The organism is Rhodococcus sp. C26F, from assembly GCF_053345925.1.
Window position 1 is genome coordinate 53,608 of the sequence record NZ_JBKFBA010000029.1, and the last position, 21,943, is coordinate 75,550.

Genomic DNA, 21,943 nt, shown 5'->3' on the forward strand with positions numbered 1-21,943 from the left:
TCAGTCGATCGAGCGCAGGGTGCGCTCGAACAGGAGCAGGGCGTAGCGGTGCAGGCGGTCACCGACGTCGGTGGGGGCCTGCCCGGAGAGGGAGCGGGCGTAGGTGCCCTCGAGGATGATGCCGAGCTTGAACCCGGCGAGCGCGGTGTACCAGTCGAGCGCGGAGAGGTCGCGGTCGCTGTTCGCGGCGTACCGGGCGATCAACTCGGCGCGGCTCGGCAGGCCACCGGCGGCGGTGAGGCGGCTTTCGAGTAGGTCGGGTTCGCCGTCGGCGTCCGGCCACATCGCCAACATCCAGCCCAGATCGAGCAGCGGGTCACCGACGGTAGCCATCTCCCAGTCGACCATCGCGACGACCGTGGGGGCCACGCGGTCGAACATGACGTTGGCGACGTGGTAGTCGCCGTGCAGGATGCCGGGTGCACCCTGCGGCGGCCGGTTGTCGTCGAGCCAGGACGCGATCCTCTCGACCTGCGGCAATAGCACCGTGGGGTAACCGGGCAGGTGGGTGAAGGACTCGAGTTCGCCCAGCCAGCGGCCTACCTGTCGTTCGAGGAAACCCTCGGGGCGACCGAAGTCGCTCAATCCGATCGCCGCCGGGTCCAGGCGCGCCAGTTCGGTGAGGGCGTCGACCATGCTCAGGCCCATGCGGTGGCGCAAGGTTCGGTCGGCGCCGTGGGCGGGGGTGAGGGTCTCGGCGGCGTTGTAGCCGTCCACAGCGCGCATCAGGTAGAACACCGCACCGAGCACGTGGGTGTCTTCGCAGCCGGCAACGAAGGTCGGGTGCGGCACCGCGGTCCCGGACAATGCACGCAGCAGCGTCATCTCCCGCTGCATCACTCGGTTCGATTGAGGCCGAAGGTGTTTCGGTCCGCGTCGGAGCACGTACCGGACGTCGGAGCGTTCGAAGCCGATCATGATGTTCTGGGTCCCGCCGCCGATGGGGGAGACTGCGGTCGGCTCGCCGGAGCCGAGGCCCTGGGTGTCCATCCAGTCCCGCACGGCGGTGAGATCGACCCCGAGGAGGTCGCTGGGTGTGGTGTCGGTCGGCATGTATCGAACGTATCGGCCGACACCTATGGGGGCACTGCGGTTTTCGGGACCGATTGTGGATTCCTACAACACCTGATGGGCCGGGATCGGCGCTGGTCAGCGGGCCGAGAATTCGAGGATCTGGAAGGCCAGGCGCGCCGAGAGCAGGGCGTCGAGGCTGCTCGGGTCCAGCCCGGTCAGCTCCTTGATTTTGCCCATCCGGTAGCGAACGGTGTTCTCGTGCACGTCCAGCATCGCGGCGGCGCCTTGGACCCGCCCTTCCGCGGCGACGAAGGCGCGCCAGGTCGCCAGCAGGATCCCGTCGTCGGTGGCGCGCACGGTGTGCACGTACTCGTGCGCGAACCGCACGGCCTCCTTGACCCGGCCGGAGCTCACGACGACACGCAGCAGACCGAGTTCGGTGACGTCGAGGACGTCCTCGGACCGGTCGAAGGAGTGGGCGATCTCGGCGACCTCCCGCATCTCGCGCGAGGCGTGCGGGAAGTCGGTGACCTCCCGGCACACCCCGGAGATGACGGTGGCGCCGGTGGCCAGATCAGATTGCAGCGACGCGCGCACCTGCTGCACCTTCTCGCGCACCGCCGCCAGCTCGTCGGCGGAGCCGCCCTCGCGGAGTGGGACCAGCACGATGATGTGGCCGGGCAGTTTCACCGCGGCGGGCTCGTCGATGCCGAAGATCTCCCGGAAACGGCGGGTGACCAGGCGCTGCGCGGCCGAGGCGGTCAGGCGCGGGTTCGCGGACAGGGTGAACCGCACCAGCACGTGCGGGTTGGTCAGGTCGATGCCGAACTGCGGGCCGCGGCGGATCAGGTGTTCTTTGTCGCGGGTGTTGCGCAGCAGGTCGGACAGGTAGTCGTCGCGCGCCTGCCCTTGCGTCTCGATCTGGCGGCGTTCGGACAGAATCTGCAGCGACAGCACGGTCGCGCCGTGCTCGGCGATGTTCGCGTCGACCGCTTCGAGCGACCGGCCGACCTCGACGATGCCGAGATAGCCGTTGGGGCGGCCCTCGATGACGAGCCGGCACATCAGGTGCCGGCGGCCGAGCCCGACCGACAGGGTCGGTGGCACCACTGCGGACGGGCGCGCGGGGCTCAGACCGGCGAGTTCGGCCTTCACCGATGGCATGCCCCGGATCTTCTCGGAGATCACCGGTGGTCGGTCGAGGCCGAGGGCGGCGGGCGTGGACCAGGCCAGGACCCGGAAGTCCTCGTCGTAGAGCACGACGGGTTTGCCGGACAGGTCCGACAGCAGCGCGACGACGGTGTGGATGTCGGCGCCTTCGAGCACGGCGTTGGTGAGTTTGCGGTGCACGTCGGCGAGATAGGCGAGGGTGTTGCGGCTGCGGGCGATCTCCGAGGCCTGGGTGCGCAGCCGCACGTTGAGCATGGCCTGGCTGATGAACAGCGCACTGAGTTGCGCGAACATCTCGGCGATCTCGATGTCTTCCTGGGTGTAGGCGTGGTCGCCGTCGCGGTCGTCGACGAACAGCAGCCCGATGACCTCGCCGTCGAATACCAGGGGGACGCCGAGCATGGCCCGTACCTGCCAGTGCTCCATGGTGCGCCGGTGTGGTCGCGGGTCGTTGCGCACGTCCTCGATGAGCACCGGGCGGGCGGTGTCGATGATCTCCCGGCTGAACCGGTCGCCCTCGATCCCGGATTCCTGGCGTTTGACGGCTTCGGTGATGTCGCCCTGCTCGGCGCAGTGCCCGGCGGCGCCGCGGAAGCGTCCGTCGGGGCGCTTGAGGTAGAGGGAGGAGCGGCAGACCCCGATCACCTCGCACAGCTTGAGGCACACTGCGCGCAGTAGTTCCTCGAGGTCGGTGTCCTTGATCGCCTCCCCGGTGATCTCGGCGAAGGCGGTGATGACGTCGCGTTCGCGGTGACGGGGGACGGTGGCCGTGCCCGGAGGACGGAGCGGGGTGGTTCCGGTTCCGGTGCTCGGCAGCAGGGTCATGCCGTCCTCTCGCCTCCTCGTCGTGGTCGCGGTCACTCGGCATCCACGATGTTGTGCAACATCACAAAATAGTCGATGGTCAGGTCGCGATCACATCGGGGAGAGAAGTGTCGAGCACGTGCCCCATCCGGTCCCGCTTGGCCCGCAGATAGCGCAGGTTATGGGCAGTGACGGCGGTCGGCAGCGACACCCGGCCGACGATTTCGATCGAGTAGCCCTCCAGCCCGCCGAGCTTGCTCGGGTTGTTGGTGATCAGCCGCATGCGCCGTACCCCCAGGTCGGCGAGGATGCGGGCGCCCACCCCGTAGCTACGCGAATCGTCCGGCAGCCCCAGGGCGCGGTTGGCATCGACGGTGTCCAGGCCTTGCTCCTGAAGCGAGTAGGCGCGGATCTTGTGGGCGAGCCCGATACCGCGCCCCTCGTGGCCGCGGAGGTAGACCAGCACCCCGCAGCCCTCGCGAGCAATCTCTTCGAGGGCGCGTTCGAGTTGGGCGCCGCAGTCACATCGCAGCGAGCCGAGGATGTCGCCGGTGAGGCATTCGCTGTGTACCCGCACCAGCACCCCCTCGCGGCTGCGGCCGGCTGCGGCGATGTCACCCATCACCAGTGCCAGGTGTTCGCTGTCGTCGAGCACCGACCGGAACGCCACCGCGCGGAACGTCCCGAACTCGGTAGGCATCTGCGCCTCGGCGACGTACTCGACGAACGGTTCGGTCGCTGCCCGGTAGTGCACCAGGTCGGCGATGCGCAGGAGCGGCAGCCCGTGGATGCGGGCGAACTCGGCCAGGTCGTCGCCGCGGCGCATGGAGCCGTCCTCGGCGACGATCTCGCCGATCACCCCCACCTCGCCGGCCCCGGCCAGGCGCAGCAGGTCCACGGCGGCCTCGGTGTGCCCGGCGCGGGCGAGGACCCCGCCCTCGCGGGCGCGCAGTGGAAAGACGTGTCCGGGGCGCCGCAGATCGGCGGGGGCGGTGGTCTCGTCGGCGAGGGCCCGCATCGTCGCGGCGCGGTCGGCGGCGCTGACCCCGGTGCCGGTGGAGACGTGGTCGACGCTGACGGTGAAGGCGGTGCCGTGCGCGTCGGTGTTGTGCTCGACCATCAGCGGCAGGTCGAGCGCGTCGGCGCGGTGTGCCGGCATGGGTGCGCAGACGATGCCGGTGGTGTGGCGTACGAGGAACGCCATCTGCTCGGCGGTGATGGTCGACGCGGCGGTGACGAGGTCGCCTTCGTTCTCGCGGTCGTCGTCGTCGACCACGACGACGAGTCCGCCCGCGGCGAGGGCCTCGACGGCGAGTTCGACCTGCTGGGCCGGGGTGCGGGGCATGGCCACTACTCCTGTTCTGCGCTGTGGGTGCCGAAAGTGCGCCGGTGGTAGGTCAGCGGCGGGTGGTCGTGGCGGTCGGCCTCGGTGACGTGGCCGAGGACCACCACATGGTCGCCGCCGTCGACGAGGTCAGAAACGGTGCACGCCACCCATCCAGGGGTGCCGGTGATGCGCGGGGTGCCCGCCGACAGTGACCATGCGACGGCAGCGAACTTGTCGGGACCCTTGCGGGCGAAGGTCAGTGCCAGGCTGTCCTGGCCGTGGCCGAGGATGTTGACTCCGAACCGGCCCTGTCCGCGCACGACGGTGAGCAGGTCCGATCCGCGGTCGAGTGCGACGAGCACCATCGGAGGATCCATCGACAGCGACGCGAAGGCGCTGACGGTGGTGCCGTGCGGGCGGTCGCCGTCGAGTGCGGTCACCACCGTGACGGGGGTGCACACGCCGGCCATCACGTCCCGGAACACGGTGGTGAGGTCTTGAGTGAGTGGGGAGTTCATGGTCGTCCTCCGACGGGATGGAACGGGCGGTGCCCGGCTGGGCCGGGCACCGCCCGGGTCGGGATCAGGCGCCGGCCGGGACCTTCGCCTTCAACTTGTGCAGTTCGGGAACGACCTTCTCGCCGAACAGTTTCAGCGACTTCTCGGCCTGGTCGATCGGCAGGCCGCCGAACGCGAAGGCGGCATTGACGAAGACGTCGCCGACCAGTTCGTGGCGGGCTGCGTACTTCTCGACGATCTGCTCGGGAGTGCCGTAGATGTTGGCCTCGACGTAGGCGTCGGCGGCGGCCTCCATGCCGGCCTCGCGGATCATGTCGGCGCCGGCCTGGTAGGTCTCGTAGCCGCGGGTGTTGCGCCAGTGCTCGCCGGCGAAGTCGTAGTGCTTGATCACCGACAGGAAGTAGCGGGCGGTGTGCTCGTAGGCGAGGCGGCGGGCCTCCTCGGCGTCCTCGTGGCAGATGACGAAGTCCTGCACGACCGGCGGCAGCGGTTCGGTGTTCCACCGCTCCCGGTACAGATCGCGCCAGCGGTTGATCGCTTCGGCGTGCTTGGCGAACTCGTACTGCACGAAGGTCATCATGCGCACACCGAGATCGGCGATGACCGGCACGGAATCGGGGGACATGGCGGCGCCGAACAGCCGGTCGCGGGTCCACTCGTAGGCGGGGTTCGGGGCGGGCCGGATCTCCACGCGGGCCTGCTTGTAGAACTCGCCGTCGGGGTTGTCCACGACGCCGGTGCGCAGCCCCTCGATAGTGAGGTTGGCGGCCTCGATGAACCGGCCGCGGGCCTCGTCCATCGGGATGCCGAAGGCGTCGTACTCCATCTTCGCCAGGCCGCGGCCCATGCCGTAGAGGGCGCGGCCGCCGGACATCATGTCGAGCATCGCCATCTTTTCGACGACTCGGACCGGGTTGTTCCACGGCAGGATCACGGCGCCGGTGCCGAGCTTGATCGTCGAGGTCCGACCCGCGATGTAGGACATGATCTGCAGGTTGTCCGGGCACATCGAGTAGTCGTCGAAGTGGTGTTCGGCGGACCAGACGGCGTCGAATCCGTACTTCTCCGCGTCGACGCCCATCTCGAGTTCGCGGAGGAAGACCTCCTGGTCGCTGACGTTCTCGTGGTAGTTCTGGAAGACCAGCAGCATTCCGACGTCCATGGACGTAGCTCCTTGTGTGAGTGGGGTTTCAGGAGGAATAGGGAGGGGAGTCAGCCGAGGAAGACGGCCCGGGTGTGTTCGGTGTCGAGGAACTCCTTGACCGACTGGATCTGCCCGTCGCGGACCTCGAAGACGAAGTGGTAGAGGTTGTTGTAGATGCGGCCGTTGTTCATCTCGGAGTACGACTCGGTCTCCACCGCGACGCGGTCGCCCTCGGCGGTCCACGCCAGCGGGGTCAGACGGATCGCGCCGGTCTTCGTCTCGGTCGACAGACCGGAGAGCATCGCGCGGAACTCTTCTTTGTTCTTGGTGCCGGAGATGCCCTCGATGGTGCCGGCGACCCACCAGGTGGCGGTGGGGGCGAGATAGCCCATGATCGCCTCGACGTCGCCGGTGGAGAAGACCTCCATGAATTCCGAGACGAGCTTCTTGTTGGCCGCTTCGAGGCTTCCGGCGCTCGCGACGTTGTCCATGCGAACTCCTTTCGGAGGGGATTGGACGAAAAATGCAGCGGGGGAACGTTTTCGGTGCTGCTGTGCTCGAGACTAGCCGGAAGCCTGTGGCGTGGGTCACGTAAGTTTCCCGGCGGTTGTAGGTCGCTACAACGCCCCGGGGGTCAACTGCGGGAACTGAACGAGCTCATCAACCCGCCGTCGGTGGCCACCACCGACCCGGTCATGTACGGCGAATCGGCGACACCCACGATGACCTGCGCGATCTCTTCGGGAAGACCGGTGCGGCCCATCGGGATCGCCGCGAGGATCCGCTCGCGTGCCCGCCCCGTCAGGGCGGAGGTCATGTCGGTGTCCACGAAACCAGGGATCACCAGGTTCACCCGGATCTGCCGTGGCGCCAGCTCGACAGCGAGCACCTGCGTCAGCCCGTGCAGGCCGGCTTTCGCCGCCCCGTAGGCCACATCACCCGGGAATCCCCGGAAACCTACCACCGCACCGACATTGATGATCGCTGCGCCGGCCCCGAGTCGGGGCGAGACGGTGCGGGCCAGCTCGAACGCGCCGGAAAGATTGGTGCCGATCACCTCGTCCCAGTGCTTGCGCGACAGATCGCCGATGCGGCCGCCACGATGCACCCCGGCGGCGTTGACCACCACGTCGAGCGAGCCGAACTCTTCGAAGACGGTGTCGACCCCGCGGGCGAGCGAGTCCGGATCGGCGATATCGGTGTGGATCTCGACCACCCGGTCCGGATGGGCCCACTGCGCGCTGGCAGGCTTGCGGGCGAACACCGCGACCCGGTCGCCGCGGGCGGTCGCCTGCTCGACGACCGCCCGGCCGATGCCCCGCGACCCACCGGTGACCAGCCAGTTCTTCGTCTCGGTCATCGCTTCAGAAATCCCGTCAGCGCGGCGAGATAGCGGTCGCGGTCCTCGAGGAAGGGCGCGTGCCCGACCCCAGTGAACTCGACGAGTTCGGCGCGTGCGTTGATACTGCGCACGGCCTCGGCCGCGGAGAACGGCACGAACGCGTCGGCGGTGCCGTGCAGCAGCAGGATCGGCACCTCGAGCGCCGCCATCTCCTTGCGCAGATCCACCGTCGCGAGATCGCGCAGCGAGTCGTCCCCGCGCGGCCCCATGGCCATGAACATGTCCCAGATCGAATCCAGTACGGCTTCACCGGGATTCTGCGCGCATACCGCCGCGGCAACCCCGCGGAAGGTCTCGGCGCGGTTCGCGGCCACGGCCGCGAGGGTGCCCTCGACGTCGTCGACCGAGCCGCCGTGCGGCCAGTCGTCGGTCGCGGTGTAGCGCGGGGAGGCCCCGCCGGTGAGCACCAGCCCCGACGCCCGGTCGCCGAGCTGGGCGACGGCGACGGTGGCGACGGCTCCGCCGAGCGACCAGCCGTTGATCACCGGCTGGTCGAGCCCGAGATGGTCGACCAGGCGCACGACGTCCTCACCGAGTGCGGCGATCGACACGTCGTCGAAGTCCTTGTCGGACCGGCCGCAGCAGCGCAGGTCGACGGTGACGACCTCGTTGCCGTGGGCGAGCAGCGCCGGCAGCGTGGTGTCCCAGGCGCGGGCGTTGGCGCCCCAGCCGTGCACCAGCACGATCGGCCGGCCGCTGCCGCGGTGGTGTTCGAAGTAGATGCTGCGGTCGTTCTCGACGGGCAGATATCCCATGGTGTCCTCCTGAACGAGTAGGGAAGGGGGCAAGGACGTGGTCTCGGGGGCCGGCTGCTCCCGCAGCGCCCGCGGCACCACCGGGGCGCGGTCGCGAAAGCGCGGCATGACGTGCTCGGCGAACAGTTCCATCGATCGCAGCACCTTGTCGTGCTCGAGGCCGCCGAAGCGCATCCAGCAGATCAGGTGCTGCAGCCCGGTCTCGTCGTGCAGCGCGTCGAGCTGCCGGATCAGGCCGTCGGGGTCGCCGACGTAGACGACGCCGCCGTCGCGCAGACCATCGACGGTGACGCCGCCGGCCTCGTCGGTGGCCGAGACCAGTTCGGCGTAGCGCTCGTAGGTCGGCGGCACGTCCGGGCCCTGCGGCACCGCCGACAGTGCGGCGTCGAAGTACCAGGTCAACGCCTCGCGGGCGTTGTCCACCGCGGCCTGTTCGGTGTCGGCGAGGTGGATCTGCCAGTTCATCGGGAAATCCAGGTCGAGGATGTCGCGGCCCAGATCCCGCAATCGGCGTTTGGCGTCGACGACGAAGCTGTTCAGTTCGGGCATCGTCATCAAGGTGGGGGTGACGAGCATGTTGTAGCCCTGGTCAGCGGCAAGATCGAGGGTCTCGGGGCTGATCGAGGCGATGTAGATCGGTGGGGTGGGGCGCTGCACCGGGGTGGGGCGGCAGTCGACGTCCTCGAGGTCGAAGTGTTTGCCGTGGTACGAGAACGGTTGTCCCGCCGGCTTGCTCCACAGCCCGCGCACGATCTCGAGGGCTTCGGTGAACATGTCCCGGCTCGCGCCCTGCAGGTCGCCGACCCCCATGTTGCGGAACTCCTGGGGTTGGTAGCCGCGGCCGACGCCGAAGTCGAGGCGCCCGTCGGAGAGCACGTCGACCATCGCGTAGTCCTCGGCGATGCGCACCGGCCAGTCGAAGGTCAGATTGCTCACCGCGATCCCGATGCGCATGCGCTGCGTGCGTTGCGCGATGGCGGCCGCCGCCACCTGCGGGGAGGGCATGGAACCGTAGTCGCTGCCGTGGTGTTCGGCCAGCCACACCTCGTCGAAGCCCAGTTTCTCGGCGTATTCGACCTGTTCGAGCATCTCGCGGTAGGCGCGCGGGAAGTCGTGGTCGGGGCATTCGAGGACGTAGAAGATGCCGAACTTCACGAGAGCTCCTCCTGGCGACGACGAACGCCCCTTCTTCTTCGGCGGGGCCGGTGTGGCACCGACGCTAGAACGTGAGCCGCGTCACGTGGACGAGGTCGCCGAGGCCGTCTTGTGGGGATCCACAAACAACCCGTCGCCGGCCCGGCTGCGCAGCGTCTTCTTGTCGAGCTTGCCGACGCTGGTGCGCGGCAGGGAATCCAGGACCACGACCTGTTCGGGCGCCCACCAGCGCGGCACCCGCTCGGCCAGCGCTGCGCGGACCTGCTCCGGATCGAGGTGCGCGCCGTCCGCGGGCACGACGAACGCCAGCGGGCGTTCCTGCCAGCGTTCGTGCGGCACCGCGATCACCGCGGCCTCGGCAACCTGCGGGATCGTCGTCAGGGCCTGTTCGAGGGCGACGGAGCTGATCCACTCGCCGCCGCTCTTGATCAGGTCCTTGGCCCGGTCGACGATCGTCAGATAGCCCTCGGGGTCGATTGTGGCGATGTCGCCGGTGCGCAGCCAGCCGTCGACGAACGCCTCGGGGTGTTCGTCGTGGTAGTAGCGTTCGGCGACCCAGGGTCCGCGCATGAGCAGTTCCCCGCGGTCGATGCCGTTGTGGGGAACTACAGCGCCGTCGTCGTCGACGAGCTTCCAGTGCAGGCCGGGCAGTAACCGGCCCTGCCGGCGGACGTACTCGTAGCGGCGCTGCGGGTCGTCGTCGGCCGAGCGTGGGGGCCGCGCGAAGGTGCCCATCGGTGACAGCTCGGTCATGCCCCAGCCCTGGTAGGCGCGCACGCCGAGGTCTTCCTCGATGCTGCGGATCAGCTCTGGGGTGGGGGTGGAGCCTCCGAGTACCAGCGCCCGCAGACAGGTGAGGTCGATCTGCTCGGCGAGGGTGTGGCGCACCAGGTCCACCGCGACGGTGGGGACCATGCCGGTGTACGTGACCTGCTCGGCCGCGAGGATGGTCGCGAGGTCGGGCACCGCCGGATGCGGTCCGGGCAGCACCTGGTTCGCGCCGGTCATCAACGCGGCGAAAGGGATGCCCCAAGCGTTGGCGTGGAACATCGGCACGATGTGGCAGACGGTGTCGCGTTCGCTGATCGCGTGCCCGTCGGCCAGGCACGCGGTGAAGGTGTGTAGGTACAGGGCGCGATGCGAATAGCCCACGCCCTTGGGGGATCCGGTGGTGCCCGAGGTGTAGCACAGTGCGGCCAGGTCGTTCTCGTCGCGTGGTACCGGTTCCGGCAGCGGGGATGCGGCGGCGATCAGTTCATCCTGCGAGCGCAGGTCCGGGGAGTCGCTGTCGGTGGTGAGTACCGGCATGCCGGGGCGGCGCGCCCGGGCGGTATCGAGCAGGGGCAGCAGCGACGAGTCGGCGAAGACCACGCGGTCGTCGGCGTGGTCGACGATGTAGGCGATCTCGTCGGCCTCGAGCCGCAGGTTGAGCGTGTGCAGCACCGCCCCGGCCAACGGTGCGGCCATGTACAGCTCGAGGTGACGGTGGTGGTTCCACGCCAGCGTGGCGACCCGGTCGCCGGGCTGCACCCCGAGGTCGATCAGCGCCTGCGCCAGGCGCAGTACCCGGTCGGCGTACTCGCCGTAGGTGTATTCGTGGATCTTCTCGCCGTCCCGGTACTCGGTGATCGTCTTCGCGGCGAAAAGATCACAGGCGCGGTAGAGGAAGTCGGTGATGAGTAGCGGGGTGGTGGAACCGGTGGCCGGCGGCGGGGTCATGCGGTCACCTCCTGTCGGGCGGCGGCGACCGCCGCACGTACCTGCGGGATCACTTTCGCGGTGAGCAGTTCGATGCGGGCCGAACCGCTTTCGACCGATTCGCCGGGCAGCTGTGCCCAGAAGTGCACGTCCTTGATCTGCGGCCGCTCGCACAGCAGGCTGGTCAGTTCCTTCACGGCGGTGTCGGCGTCCCACAGCACGAACGAGCCGGCGTCGAGTAGATCCTGCGGGGTCGCGAAGGTCGGGGTGGACTCGGGCGGGCCGAAGGCGCCCATCTCGATGTAGCCGTTGATCTGGTAGAGCGCGTGCTCGCCGATGCGGGCCCACTCGCCTTCGGGATCCTCGGCGACGATCGCCCACTGACCGGCGTAGATGCGGCCCTCCTCCCGGGAGCGTCCCGTACGTTCGAGCGCGTCGAGATAGGCTTCGTGGTGCACGTTCTGGGTGCTGAGGAACCCGTCGGCGATGCGTGCCACCCGTTCGATCGCGGGTTCGGCCATCGCGCCGACGAGCAGCTGCGGGGTTGATTCCGGGCGTGGGGTGACCGGCAGGGCCGGGAAGTCGTAACGCTTGCCGTGGAATTCGGCGGACGCCCCCGACCACGCCCGCCGAATCATGTCGACGCCTTCCTCGAGGAGGCTGGGGCGGTGTCGCAGTGACCGTCCGAAGGCGTCGAATTCCGGTTGCCAATAGCCCTGCCCCACTCCGAGATCGAAACGTCCACTGGTGAGCAGCGACAGGGTCGCGGCGTCCTCGGCGAGGCGGATCGGGTTGTGCAGCGGGGAGACGATGAGGTTGGTGCCGATGCGCAACGAGCGGGTGCGGGCCCCGATCGCGCCGGCGAGCACGAACGGCGACGGGGTGTACCCGTCGGCCATGAAGTGATGTTCGGTGAGCCAGACCGAGTCGATGCCGCGGCTTTCGGCCCAGGCGATCTGCTCGAGGGTCTCCTCGTAGAAGCGAGTGAAGGTGCGCGGCCACCGCGCGGGATTCCGGAAGTCGTACCACAGGCCGAAGGAGCAGGATTGATCGGTCACGGAGGCTCTCCTCGATCGTCGTTGCATCAGGCCGAACTATGTCGTGGGTCACAGAATGAGATGTCGGTCCCGGCGTGGGAAGGCGCCGGGACCGACGGGATTGTCGAAGGATCCAAAAGGGAGGTCGAAAATCCGGGGCAGTCAGAAATTGCCCTTGGCGGCCCAGCCGCCGTCGACCGGGTAGATCTCGCCGGTGAGGAAGCTGCCCTCACGCATGAGATAGGCGACCATCGAGGCGATCTCCTCCGGCAGACCCAGGCGCCGCACGATGTGCGCGTTCGCGTTGGCCTCGCGCATCTCGTCGGTGATGTCCGCCAGGATCGGGGTGTCGATCGTGCCCGGGCAGATCGCGTTGATGAGGATGTTGTGCGGGCCGTACTCGAATGCGGCCTGCTTGGTCAGCGACACCACCCCGCCCTTCGCCGCCGAGTAGGAGGCGAGATTGGGCAGGCCCCGCAGCGCGGCCATCGAGGAGATGTTCACGATGCGGCCGCCACCGCGCTCGATCATGTGGGGGATGACGGCCCGCATGCCGAGCCAGACACCCTTGAGATCGGTGTTGATGACGTTGTCCCAGGCCTCCTCGGTGAGCCCGACGACGCTGTCCTCGCTGAGCATGTTGACCACTCCGGCAACGTTGGCGAGCAGGTCGACGCGCCCGTGCCCGTCGATCACCTCGCGGACGGTGTCGGCCCAGCTGTTCATGACCCGGACATCGAGTTCATAGGCATGGGCCTTGCCGCCGAGTTGCGCGATGGCGTCGACGGTGGCGGAGGCGTCCTGGATGTCCGCGGCGATGACGGTGGCGCCCTCGGAGGCGAGACGTTTGGCGGTGGCCTGCCCGATGCCCTGGGCGGCGCCGGTGACGATGGCAATCTTTCCGTTCAACGACATGATGTGCTCTCTTCTCGTGTGAATGCGGGAGAGTGGTGGACCATCGGAGTGCAGAACCGTTCGCGCACAAAAGGCTCGACGGTTGGCGGAGATTGGCGGTTCTGCGGATCCACACGATACGAAGTCGAGCCGGTAGCCCGCACGTTCTTGTCGATGGCTGTTTGGAGGCCGGTACAAGATGCTGGTCTGCGTGGGCCGCGTGCACGTCGGTGGTACAGCTGTGGTCACAGCATGTGCCAGCAAGCCTGCTTTGCAGGGCAGATAAATCGACTGGATGAGTATCACTGCCCAGGCCTGGCACGGCGCTATCGCGATAAACAACAACACGGCTATGGCTGTATCGCCGGGCTCAGTCCGTACCAGTACGCTGCGGTGTCACCCGGGCACGGATGTGCAACGCACGGTTTCTCGGGCGGATTCTCGTAGGAACGGGGCTTGAACCTCGTGGTACGTGCCGTGGGCAGTGCGGTCGTACGAGGCCCATGACCTGGACGTGAGCCTACCGTCGTGGAGCCGAGTAGAAGCTGGCCGTCCTGGACGATCTGAACTGTGGAAATGTCACACACTTCGCGCCGATGCATGATGCGCCACTGGCTATTTCGGCGACTGGACTGATCGACGTACCTGCCGCTCACGGTAAGAGGTTTGTTGTGCCCGTGTCGGTCTGTCCAATAATGCAATGATTGCGCGTAGACCTCGCCGTATTCGTTCTCTCCGTCCACCTCGAAGCACGCACATCCTAGTAGGTGAACTATTCGGGTAAACCAGTGCAGAGCGGACTGAGCGAACTCGACGAATCCATCCGGCCCGCCTTCGTAGTCGCCATACGAGCACCAGGCCTCGGACCAAAAGACCGAACGTCGCAGCGCCGCGCCTAACCGATCTTGTCCCCAGGCGTAACGACAACTCAGAGCCTGAAGTTCGGCGTGCGACTACCTCGCCCAGTAGTACCGGCCACGGCAACCGCATGTATCCGACCTCAACGGGCGACCAATTGCAGAAACCGGAGACATCGTAGGTACGAGCCACCTGGGGGGATCGTCGTGCAGTTCGGCGACGCGGTTCTCGATCAGGTTGTTCTCGGCATCGGACAGTGCCTGCCGGTCCTGGCACCGACACGATTGCGCACATCGGTACCGGGGATGAACATTCGTTCCACAGTTCGCGTCGCCGCCGCCTGTATCCCAGGGCCAGGCGCGGTCCTGGGCACAGGGGACGGCTTCAGAGGGCGTGCGAGGGGACGCAGTAGAGCAGGCACGCACCCGCGCTCCGAGTTGGGCGAGGTCGACCTCGCCCCGATCTTCGGTCTTCTGGGGAGCTGCGATATCGGCGACGCCGATGGTCCGCGAGCTGCAACCGGCATGGCTCACATGATCGGAACGAGGTCGCCAGGTGTTCCGGCGGGATGGTGGTGCGCTGCGCAGACCCCGTCCGCATCAGGGAAGCACCCGGAGCGAAAGGGGTGTGCGTATCGGCGGTCTAGTAGACGCTGCGGCCCTGCGGTACGATGGTGTACGGATCGTTCGGACTGTACTGATATGGGAGGTGTGATGGCGCACTCACGCAGTGACCTGCACCGGAAGGCAGCGCAGGCAGCCGCGATCAAGCGAGCCAAGGCATGCCGCCATATGCATGCACCTCTGGTGGCAGCTGCCGCCGTCACAGTCCGCAACGGTGGCAGCCGCCCCGAGCAGACCTCGGGCACCCGACCCGCAAAGGGCTCGGCCACGTCCGCGCGACGAGGCGGCCGCATCCCTGGACTGGTCAAGCCTCAGCCCGGCGCACCGGACGGTCTGGGACGTAGGCGGAAGGTAACCGCAGCAACCGCGGCGCGCCTCGATCGCATCGTCGACGGACTCGTCGCTTCGTTCCTTGCCTCGAACGGCGCGGCAGCAGTGTCGAAGAAGGTGTCCTTCGGAGCCGCTCCGGAAGCGCACGACGCCCTCATCCGCGCGTACCTGCTGGAGAAGTTGTCCGAGGTTTCCACCCGGGCGCAGTGCCGTGTCGAGATCGAGCGGCAAGGCCCCCTGCTCAGCGTGCGGGTCACCCTCGAACCCGCCGCCATAACGACGGCTGTCCCCACGAGGTCGGAATCGGCACCGCACCGGCCGGTGACGATTCCCACCTCGGCGGGTCCGTTCGAGTACACGCCGCCGATCGACCTGCATCGCGATACCTACTCGGCGCAGGAGGCCTCGAGCCGGCTCTCCCGCACAGGACAGTCGAGCTCCCGGACCATCGCGCACGAGCGCCGCAAAGAGTCGAAACTGCTCGCGCTCAAAGTGGCCAACGGATTCCGCTTCCCAGCCTTCCAGTTCGATCCCCGCGGCGGCATCCATCCCCTCGTCGAACGCGCCAACATGCGACTCGGCGCATTCAACGATCCGTGGGGCACCTTGTCGTGGTGGTTCGAGGACAACGACATCCTCGACGAGATGAGCCCGGTAGCAGCTCTGGCCGCCGGCACGCTGGACGAGCAGCTCCTCGACGCGGCGCTCGACGACCTGACGGCAGGAATGTGAGCGAACACCCCACCAGCGACCACCCAGAGGTTCCGCTCCAGCGTCCCGAGGACGACGAGTTCTACAACGGATCCGCCGTCGAAGTCATGACCGTGCCGGCCGGCACGACACTGTGGCGGTTCGTCGAACTCGACCCGCCCTACGACGTGTCGACGTTCAACCCGAACATCTCTGTCCATCACGAGCACCCCACCGGAGCCGAACTCGGTCAACAAGGCCGGTTCGATCCCCTCGACCGTGCCCACGGTGGGTACGTGTACTGCTCGCCCACACTCGACGGTGCCGTCGCCGAAGGGATCCTGCGCGCGAAGAAGATCCCCGCCAGCCGCATCATTGCGGCCGTCCAGGTCGACGGACGAGCATTGGTGCGATGGCAACTACACGTCGACCTCGACGTCGCCACCCTGCGCGACCCACATCTGCGGAAAATCGGACTGACCAGCAGCATCCACAGCTGCACACGTCGGGACTACGGGTGGAGCCGCCGCGTCGCGCACGCCATCCTTGTCCGCAACCCGCACCTGCACGGCCTGGCATACCCGTGTCGCAACGACACCCACAGCACGGCCCTATTGCTCGTACAACGCCCAGGTGGGCCACTGACCGAGCCCGGTGCGTACTCCCTCGTCGACATGCGCGCCCCGGTCCGTGACGCCTCCCTGCGGTACGACATCGCACGCGCCGTCTTCATCAGCGCCGGCGTCGTACTCGCCGAACCCAACCCCGAGGACGAAGAGTAAACGCTGCAGGTCGTCTGCGGCGACGTCGCCACCCTTGCGGGATGCGTCCTCAGCCACACGGCAATGTTGTCGAGCACTTGTCCACGATCTCGAGAAGCTCGCCTCGGACGACACCCGAGCGTGACTCTGTCGGCGACGAGCTTGTGTCCGCGTTCGCTCGAAGGGGATTGCGCTCACCCGAAGGCCGTGCAGTCGATGCTCTGCCAAGCCATTGTGCCCGGTGGCCGCCGCCTGGACTGCTTCGATACGGTCCTGCCTGACCTGTATGCCGACGCGGGATTCGTGCCCGTTGCGCGGCTGAAGTGGAACGACGACTACGCACCCGCTGGCGGGGCTTAAGACACTTCCGTGCGTACAACAACGAGCGTCCCCACGCGGTGTTCACGGCTCACGATCCGGACCGCAGAGGCGGCGAGGGTGCGCCGAGGGCGAGAGTCTACGTCGACTACGACGACGGTATCGTGTCGACCCGGACAGATGCAGGTTTGTTGGTTACCACGACGCTGTGCCGCTCATAGGCAGCACCGATAAGACAGTGAAGCGCTTCGGCGGCAGCCTGACGCCGGCGGCAGCATCCCGATCTCGCCCACGACGATCAACTCGGTCCGGGCGATCCTGTTGATGGTCGTGCGGGTCGCTTCATCGAGATGCTCAGGGATCCTGCTGGACATCGGCGACAGCGAGACCCCAACCGGAAAGCGCCTGTGCATCTCGAAGGCTTCATCTCACCGACACGGGACTACATCGTGACCGAAAACGCGACCGAACGTACTTCCCGTGACTACGTTCGATGGAAACCGAACGTCCACCAGCGGAAAGGATTCCACTGATGTCCGACGCATCGAATCCCGGCGGTGCCGGTTCGCCCGCACCCGGCTACTACCCCGACCCATCCGGTGTCATGCGATGGTGGGACGGAACCCGGTGGACCGATCGCGTACAGAACAGCGGACCGCCTCCGTCGGCACCCCAGCCGCCCAAGAAATCGCACACCGTGCGCAACATCTTATTGGCGCTGGTTGCAGTGGGTGTATTGGCGATCGGCGGCTGTATCGCATTCCTCGCTGTCGCCGCGAACGAGGTCAACGAGGCAATCGAAACCGCGGAGGCCCAGGACTCCGCCCCTGGCGGCCCCGACAACCCCCTGACAATTACCGAGGGTCAGCCGTTCGAGGTCTCGGGCTTTCAGTACGCACCCGGATGGTCCGTCACGCAGGACGCACTCGGTTACGCCCAGATAGAGGGCCTGAAGGTGACCAATGCGCGAGGTGACAAGGACGGTGCGCTCGTGGAGATCAAGTTCATGGACGGAAACGAAGTAGTGGCGCTCGTCGACTGCACGACAGAACAGATCCCGGTCGGTCAAACCACGTCCTTGAACTGCTCCAGTGGCGACAAGTTCCCAGCGACCTACGACAGGATCACCATCAGCGACACCTTCTGAGCGCAGCAGGAACTCATGCCGGAGCAGACTGCCGCCACCGTCCTGCACGAGGGGTGTTGCTGAGTTCTGCGCGCCCGAACGTTCGTGGAACGCGACAGCAAATAGCGTGCACAGACCCTTCACGTAGCCACCGCTGGCCGGAACACTCGAGGGCATATATCCGCTTCAGCGGCCAGCACGACGCACCATGGCATTTCCGAGAAGTCCGCGTTCAGAGGTTCATTCACGCGAGTGCGTTCACCATGAACAGCTCGCCAGTTCACGTAGCCCACGGTGAGGGGGATACCCGCCCCTTCGACCGGTCCGCAGCGGTGAAAGAAGCGCACGTCGTAATCGCCGCATGGCTGCAACGGGGCAGATCCGAGACCTGCACGTACGCAACGAAGCCAGATCTTGCCGGACATCACCTGTCGGCCACGTACTTCCGGCAACGTCCCGATCTGGTTGCGGGAGTCCCGTTCGTAGCCGATCGCCATGCAGGGTGATCACACTGCACATCGAGACTGACATCGCTGACCGGATGGATGGATCGATGACTAGCGACGGTCGTTCGGACAATAGCCGGGAGCCCGACGAGCCGTACATATCGAGGTCGTCTACGAACCTGACCTCGGTGTCATCGCCGAGGTCACTAGGGCCGACGGCCGCCGGTTCTGTGGCACCGACCCGGGCTAATCGATGGGAATGTGAAACGTTGACGGCCGGCACCGCCCACACCGCATGCTTCCCGAAACGACCTCCAAGACTCCGAGTTCGGCGATAACGTGTTCTAGTCGGGGATTTCGGAACACGCCCCGTCTCGCCTTCGATCGGGGGAGGGCGAGGCGGGCATCCCGCAACCATCGGATCCCGATCGCGTCACGAAGTCACGACCGGCAAGCCGTTCAGCTGCGCTGTGCGCACACATCGCCAATGATCCAATTGCGACCTGAGCGACCCCCGACCTCTCAGGCCGCACAAACGTCCCACCTCGACGTCACCGTCAAGGTGGGATGTTTTCGTCGTTGCCATGGCTCGTCGCCTGTCGGAGCTCCGGATATCCAGTCGGTTCGCAGGCGGGCGCCTGGCTGACGGCACCCGTCGTGCAGCGCGGACACGCTTGAAGCCGGCATGGTCGCCGTCGCCGCGCGCGCCTTCAATGCCATCCCCGGACTGTCTTTGGCCCCACACTTCCAGCCACACGGCCTGGCCGCGGTCCGTGCCGGCACCGGGGTTGGGGCAGTCCGCCGGCGATGACGGCGAAGAAGATCAGCTGGCGCGGGTGGTGCGCGACAACGGGATGAATCAATCCGAGATCGCGGAGATCTTCTCGATAGGCCGTATGACGTTGTACCGGCACCTGGAAGGAAGCGCGTGCACAACCACCGTCCTCACCTTCGCGTCGTCTCAGCCACGCTGCTGATCGCTTCGACCAGCTCTCCGGTGAAGCTACCCCCGCCGTGACCGGCATCCTCGACCACAACGAGGCAACTACTGTCCCACCGGCGGGACAGCTCCCACGCGGTGTCGAGCGGACCGGAGATGTCATACCGGCCGTGAACAAGAACCGCCGGTATGCCCGCCAGCCGGTGCATGCCGTCGAGCAGTTGGTTCTCACCGAGAAAGTGGTCATTGCCCCAGTAATGTGTGACCAGGCGCGCAAACATCATCCGGAACGTCGGATCCTGATAGCGGGGTGAGGGCGCCCATCCGGGAACGAGCGAGACGTGGGTATCCTCCCATTCACACCAGCGCAGCGCCGCATTCTCCCGAACGACCGCGTCGGGATGGGCGAGCAGGCGCGCGTAGGCAGCCGCCAGGTTTGTGTCCCGCTCGGCCGGCGGCACCGGTTCGACGAACCGTTCCCATTCGCGCCGGAAGATCCGCCGCATGTCCCGGGTGATCCACTCGACTTCCCGGCGGCTGCCTGCCGTGATCGCTCCCAACGCCATGCCGGCCACCCGGTCGGGATGTGCTTGCGCATAGGCCAATGCGAGGCACACGCCCCAGGACACCCCGGCCACCACCCACTTATCGATCCCGAGATGTTCGCGGAGACGCTCGATATCAGTGATGAGGTGATCGGTGGTGTTCGTGGACAGGTCGGTGCTCGGATCATCGGCTCGGGGCGTGCTGCGTCCGCAGCCGCGCTGATCGAACAGCACCGCGCGAAACACGTCTGGGTCGAAGTACCTGCGCGTACCCGCGGTGCAGCCTGGCCCCGGTCCGCCGTGGAGATACACCAGGGGAAGGCCCGACGGGGTACCGACAGTTTCCCAGTAGAGAACGTTGCCGTCGGAGACCGCGAGATGTCCCGAGTCGTAGGGTTCGATTGCCGGGAACAGATCCATTCGGGTGAGTGTGTCACGGCATCTCCCTGTTCGGATCCTCCGACAGCACCGTGCGTCACGTCCGGACCTGCCGGTAGAAGCGCCGTATCGTCCGACCGCATGGCGTGGTTGATGTTGGGTGTTCTGGCACTGGTGGGGGTAGTGGCGGGCGTGGTGGTGCCGCGACGCGCCCGGCTCGGCAGCGCCCCAGGGTTCCCGTGGTTCTGGGTGGCGTTCCCCGCCACCTGCATCGTCATCGCGATTGCAATCGGCGTCTTCGCGTGGCCTCAGGTGTTGACCGGCTCGGGAAGTTACTGGTGGGAGCCGCCCACTGCGAATCGACCCGGTGTGCAGTTCTTGTCGAGCGAGCAGTACCAGCGATTCGTGACACTACGCCGGTGGAGATGGGTGCTGCCGGTGGCTTCACTCGTGGGGATCGGGTGGTGCGTGTGGGCCTGGCGGCGCCGCCGGGTGTGACACCGCCATCGTCGACGAGTCCTGCAGGACATTGCGAGATACTCGAAATGGCAGGAAAAACAACGAAGTTGAGCTAGTCAGGGATGCTCGGTGACGTTACGTATCCTCGGGGCGGCGGCCGTCGATTCGTGTGACAGGCAGCCACGTCGCCAAGGTCCGGCCCAGCGTGGCCAGCAGCCGTTCGCCGAACACGCACAGGCTCTGCTCCCACGGGTGCCCGAAGGTGCCTTCGCTCAGGTCGTCGCGCACAAAGATGTAATAGTCGCCGTTCGGGTAGACCGGCACCCGCCACTCGGTGTCCGGGGTGCTCGCATGCACGGCCGCGTCGAGCCGGTAGCAGGTGTGCTGCCAGTCCAGCACCACGAATATCGGATCGTCGGCGAACTCGGTCACGAAGCACCGCAGTGCTTCGGCGTTGACCGCATCGAACCGGCTCGACCACGCGCCCGCAACATCGCCGGGCGCGGTGAGGTCGAACGTGATCGAGGGTGTCGGTTCGGTGATCGCCGGCCAATCCGGCTCGGCAAGGCCTGGCCGGAATCCGAACCGGTCGGTGAACCGATCCCAGTACTGAGACCGATGTCCCTCGTCGAGTGTGGTCCAACCCGGCGGTAGCGGACTACCGAAGTCGAGCGTGTGCCTCATCATGGCGGGCCTCCTTGTCGCTGGTATCGCCCCGGTGTTCCTGCACAGAATTGCTGTCGGCGTGAAGAAGCGTCACGGTGTCCACGCCGCCCTTCGATGTCAGCGACCGGCTTCGTCACCGCATGTACGGGTTCGGGGGGAGCGGGTTGATGCCGTCACTGGTCCAGGTCACCGAATTCACGGCGGTGGTCTCGACGGCCTCGACAGTAGAGCAGGCACGCAACGCCCGGGCACAGTCGAGGGACGAGCCGACATAGGTCGACATCAGATCGATGTCGGTGGCGACGAACCACGCTCGGTCCTGCGGCCACCACAGAGTCGGTCCCCACGAGTCGAGAGTGCGCACCGCATCGCGCACCGTGCCGTGGACCAGAAAGTTCTCCCGATCCGGAATCTGCACCCGGGGCCCAAATCGGGGGAGTCCCAGGCTCTGCGCTGCGCCGCGCCCTTCCCAGAACCCGAACCAACAGTCGTCCGGGGTGTCGGTGTACTCGGCGAGCACCGCGGCCAGCGCGGCAAACTGCTCTTCAGGCATGTCCCCGATCTCGGGTCCGTCGTCCCATACAGTGCCCTTGCCGTCCCCGACGCCGCGGATGGTCCCGGCGTACAGCAGGGAGAACCATTCGACGGTCGGATGGATCACCGCCCCGGTCGCGGCCGCGACCTCGGCCCACCGCACCGGCACCGACTCGCCGGAGTCGCGCTCGACACGCAGCGCGGGATGCAGTACCCGCGTGTAGCCGGCGTAGCTCGGCGGCACCAAGGATCCGACAGTGGAATCGAAGCGCGTCAGCTCGGCGGTGACCTAGTGCCGCACCCGTGAACCTTTGCCCGTTCTGGCCGACACGCCGACCGGTTGCGGCGTGT

20 protein-coding genes and 1 pseudogene are annotated in these 21,943 nt (G+C 66.9%); 5 read left to right on the forward strand and 16 right to left on the reverse strand.

Going from position 1 to position 21,943, the window contains the following annotated elements; genetic code table 11:
* The 12 genes and pseudogenes from ACLBYD_RS22735 to ACLBYD_RS22790 form a co-directional block, all read right to left on the reverse strand.
* Positions 1–1,053, reverse strand: coding sequence for a phosphotransferase family protein (locus ACLBYD_RS22735; protein WP_447818243.1), 1,053 nt, complete (start codon positions 1,051–1,053; stop codon positions 1–3).
* A gap of 96 nt (positions 1,054–1,149) precedes the next feature.
* A complete protein-coding gene (locus ACLBYD_RS22740; protein ID WP_447818244.1) occupies positions 1,150–3,009 on the reverse strand; it encodes a GAF domain-containing protein in 1,860 nt (619 codons plus the stop codon).
* Positions 3,010–3,088: 79 nt separating this feature from the next.
* A complete protein-coding gene (locus ACLBYD_RS22745) occupies positions 3,089–4,333 on the reverse strand; it encodes a bifunctional 3,4-dihydroxy-2-butanone-4-phosphate synthase/GTP cyclohydrolase II (protein ID WP_447818245.1) in 1,245 nt (414 codons plus the stop codon).
* A gap of 5 nt (positions 4,334–4,338) precedes the next feature.
* Positions 4,339–4,833, reverse strand: coding sequence for a flavin reductase family protein (locus tag ACLBYD_RS22750; RefSeq protein WP_145709124.1), 495 nt, complete (start codon positions 4,831–4,833; stop codon positions 4,339–4,341).
* A 64-nt stretch (positions 4,834–4,897) separates the two neighbouring features.
* Complete coding sequence (locus ACLBYD_RS22755; protein WP_229583182.1) at positions 4,898–5,995, reverse strand: LLM class flavin-dependent oxidoreductase; 1,098 nt, start codon at positions 5,993–5,995, stop codon at positions 4,898–4,900.
* Positions 5,996–6,045: 50 nt separating this feature from the next.
* Positions 6,046–6,468: a nuclear transport factor 2 family protein gene (locus ACLBYD_RS22760; RefSeq protein ID WP_145709122.1), complete on the reverse strand. Its 423-nt coding sequence runs from the start codon at positions 6,466–6,468 to the stop codon at positions 6,046–6,048.
* A 143-nt stretch (positions 6,469–6,611) separates the two neighbouring features.
* Entirely contained in the window at positions 6,612–7,337 is a 726-nt protein-coding gene (locus ACLBYD_RS22765; RefSeq protein ID WP_447818246.1) for an SDR family NAD(P)-dependent oxidoreductase, read from the reverse strand.
* Entirely contained in the window at positions 7,334–9,289 is a 1,956-nt protein-coding gene (locus tag ACLBYD_RS22770) for an LLM class flavin-dependent oxidoreductase (RefSeq protein ID WP_447818247.1), read from the reverse strand. Before ACLBYD_RS22770 ends, ACLBYD_RS22765 begins: the two co-directional genes overlap by 4 nt.
* A gap of 81 nt (positions 9,290–9,370) precedes the next feature.
* Positions 9,371–11,008 carry a long-chain fatty acid--CoA ligase gene (locus ACLBYD_RS22775; protein WP_447818248.1) on the reverse strand — a complete coding sequence of 546 codons (1,638 nt, stop codon included), beginning with the start codon at positions 11,006–11,008 and terminating at the stop codon, positions 9,371–9,373.
* The gene (locus ACLBYD_RS22780) at positions 11,005–12,045 is read right to left on the reverse strand and encodes an LLM class flavin-dependent oxidoreductase (RefSeq protein ID WP_447818249.1); all 1,041 of its coding nucleotides are present in this window, start codon (positions 12,043–12,045) and stop codon (positions 11,005–11,007) included. The genes ACLBYD_RS22775 and ACLBYD_RS22780 overlap by 4 nt, the downstream gene beginning before the upstream one ends.
* Positions 12,046–12,186: 141 nt before the next feature.
* Positions 12,187–12,939, reverse strand: coding sequence for an SDR family NAD(P)-dependent oxidoreductase (locus ACLBYD_RS22785; protein ID WP_272269778.1), 753 nt, complete (start codon positions 12,937–12,939; stop codon positions 12,187–12,189).
* A 329-nt stretch (positions 12,940–13,268) separates the two neighbouring features.
* Positions 13,269–13,856, reverse strand: a pseudogene (locus ACLBYD_RS22790) (nuclear transport factor 2 family protein); the annotation flags it as partial.
* A 633-nt stretch (positions 13,857–14,489) separates the two neighbouring features.
* On the opposite strand from ACLBYD_RS22790, the gene ACLBYD_RS22795 reads away from it, so the two are divergent.
* The 3 genes from ACLBYD_RS22795 to ACLBYD_RS22805 all read left to right on the forward strand — a co-directional run bounded on the left by ACLBYD_RS22795 (position 14,490) and on the right by ACLBYD_RS22805 (position 17,645).
* On the forward strand, positions 14,490–15,461 hold the full coding sequence (locus tag ACLBYD_RS22795) for a hypothetical protein (RefSeq protein ID WP_447818250.1): 972 nt from the start codon (positions 14,490–14,492) through the stop codon (positions 15,459–15,461).
* The gene (locus tag ACLBYD_RS22800) at positions 15,458–16,201 is read left to right on the forward strand and encodes an RES family NAD+ phosphorylase (RefSeq protein ID WP_447818251.1); all 744 of its coding nucleotides are present in this window, start codon (positions 15,458–15,460) and stop codon (positions 16,199–16,201) included. The genes ACLBYD_RS22795 and ACLBYD_RS22800 overlap by 4 nt, the downstream gene beginning before the upstream one ends.
* 829 nt (positions 16,202–17,030) lie before the next feature.
* The gene (locus ACLBYD_RS22805) at positions 17,031–17,645 is read left to right on the forward strand and encodes a DUF2510 domain-containing protein (RefSeq protein WP_447818252.1); all 615 of its coding nucleotides are present in this window, start codon (positions 17,031–17,033) and stop codon (positions 17,643–17,645) included.
* A 119-nt stretch (positions 17,646–17,764) separates the two neighbouring features.
* Here the strand turns inward: ACLBYD_RS22805 and ACLBYD_RS22810 are convergent, their stop codons facing one another.
* On the reverse strand, positions 17,765–18,121 hold the full coding sequence (locus ACLBYD_RS22810) for a hypothetical protein (protein WP_447818253.1): 357 nt from the start codon (positions 18,119–18,121) through the stop codon (positions 17,765–17,767).
* Positions 18,122–18,924: 803 nt separating this feature from the next.
* Here ACLBYD_RS22810 and ACLBYD_RS22815 point away from each other — a divergent pair.
* On the forward strand, positions 18,925–19,047 hold the full coding sequence (locus tag ACLBYD_RS22815) for a hypothetical protein (RefSeq protein WP_447818259.1): 123 nt from the start codon (positions 18,925–18,927) through the stop codon (positions 19,045–19,047).
* Here the strand turns inward: ACLBYD_RS22815 and pip are convergent.
* Complete coding sequence (pip, locus tag ACLBYD_RS22820; protein WP_447818254.1) at positions 19,016–19,975, reverse strand: prolyl aminopeptidase; 960 nt, start codon at positions 19,973–19,975, stop codon at positions 19,016–19,018. The two genes, ACLBYD_RS22815 and pip, sit on opposite strands and share 32 nt — an antisense overlap.
* Before the next feature lie 99 nt (positions 19,976–20,074).
* Between pip and ACLBYD_RS22825 the strand changes: the two genes are divergently transcribed.
* Entirely contained in the window at positions 20,075–20,431 is a 357-nt protein-coding gene (locus ACLBYD_RS22825; protein ID WP_447818255.1) for an amino acid permease, read from the forward strand.
* 96 nt (positions 20,432–20,527) lie between these two features.
* Here the strand turns inward: ACLBYD_RS22825 and ACLBYD_RS22830 are convergent, their stop codons facing one another.
* Both ACLBYD_RS22830 and ACLBYD_RS22835 read right to left on the reverse strand, forming a co-directional pair.
* Positions 20,528–21,079: a DUF2716 domain-containing protein gene (locus ACLBYD_RS22830; RefSeq protein WP_447818256.1), complete on the reverse strand. Its 552-nt coding sequence runs from the start codon at positions 21,077–21,079 to the stop codon at positions 20,528–20,530.
* Between the two features lie 112 nt (positions 21,080–21,191).
* Positions 21,192–21,839: a hypothetical protein gene (locus ACLBYD_RS22835; protein WP_447818257.1), complete on the reverse strand. Its 648-nt coding sequence runs from the start codon at positions 21,837–21,839 to the stop codon at positions 21,192–21,194.
* Positions 21,840–21,943: the final 104 nt, after the last annotated feature.

What these genes read in the sequence shown, in the direction of transcription:
- ACLBYD_RS22735 (WP_447818243.1), bottom strand. Translation starts at nt 1,053, where the DNA reads ATGCCGACCGACACCACACCCAGCGACCTCCTCGGGGTCGATCTCACC.
- ACLBYD_RS22785 (WP_272269778.1), bottom strand. Translation starts at nt 12,939, where the DNA reads ATGTCGTTGAACGGAAAGATTGCCATCGTCACCGGCGCCGCCCAGGGC.
- ACLBYD_RS22745 (WP_447818245.1), bottom strand. Translation starts at nt 4,333, where the DNA reads ATGCCCCGCACCCCGGCCCAGCAGGTCGAACTCGCCGTCGAGGCCCTC.
- ACLBYD_RS22755 (WP_229583182.1), bottom strand. Translation starts at nt 5,995, where the DNA reads ATGGACGTCGGAATGCTGCTGGTCTTCCAGAACTACCACGAGAACGTC.
- ACLBYD_RS22815 (WP_447818259.1), top strand. Translation starts at nt 18,925, where the DNA reads ATGAATCAATCCGAGATCGCGGAGATCTTCTCGATAGGCCGTATGACG.
- pip (WP_447818254.1), bottom strand. Translation starts at nt 19,975, where the DNA reads ATGGATCTGTTCCCGGCAATCGAACCCTACGACTCGGGACATCTCGCG.
- ACLBYD_RS22775 (WP_447818248.1), bottom strand. Translation starts at nt 11,008, where the DNA reads ATGACCCCGCCGCCGGCCACCGGTTCCACCACCCCGCTACTCATCACC.
- ACLBYD_RS22795 (WP_447818250.1), top strand. Translation starts at nt 14,490, where the DNA reads ATGGCGCACTCACGCAGTGACCTGCACCGGAAGGCAGCGCAGGCAGCC.
- ACLBYD_RS22750 (WP_145709124.1), bottom strand. Translation starts at nt 4,833, where the DNA reads ATGAACTCCCCACTCACTCAAGACCTCACCACCGTGTTCCGGGACGTG.
- ACLBYD_RS22810 (WP_447818253.1), bottom strand. Translation starts at nt 18,121, where the DNA reads ATGGCGATCGGCTACGAACGGGACTCCCGCAACCAGATCGGGACGTTG.
- ACLBYD_RS22805 (WP_447818252.1), top strand. Translation starts at nt 17,031, where the DNA reads ATGTCCGACGCATCGAATCCCGGCGGTGCCGGTTCGCCCGCACCCGGC.
- ACLBYD_RS22765 (WP_447818246.1), bottom strand. Translation starts at nt 7,337, where the DNA reads ATGACCGAGACGAAGAACTGGCTGGTCACCGGTGGGTCGCGGGGCATC.
- ACLBYD_RS22740 (WP_447818244.1), bottom strand. Translation starts at nt 3,009, where the DNA reads ATGACCCTGCTGCCGAGCACCGGAACCGGAACCACCCCGCTCCGTCCT.
- ACLBYD_RS22760 (WP_145709122.1), bottom strand. Translation starts at nt 6,468, where the DNA reads ATGGACAACGTCGCGAGCGCCGGAAGCCTCGAAGCGGCCAACAAGAAG.
- ACLBYD_RS22825 (WP_447818255.1), top strand. Translation starts at nt 20,075, where the DNA reads ATGGCGTGGTTGATGTTGGGTGTTCTGGCACTGGTGGGGGTAGTGGCG.
- ACLBYD_RS22830 (WP_447818256.1), bottom strand. Translation starts at nt 21,079, where the DNA reads ATGATGAGGCACACGCTCGACTTCGGTAGTCCGCTACCGCCGGGTTGG.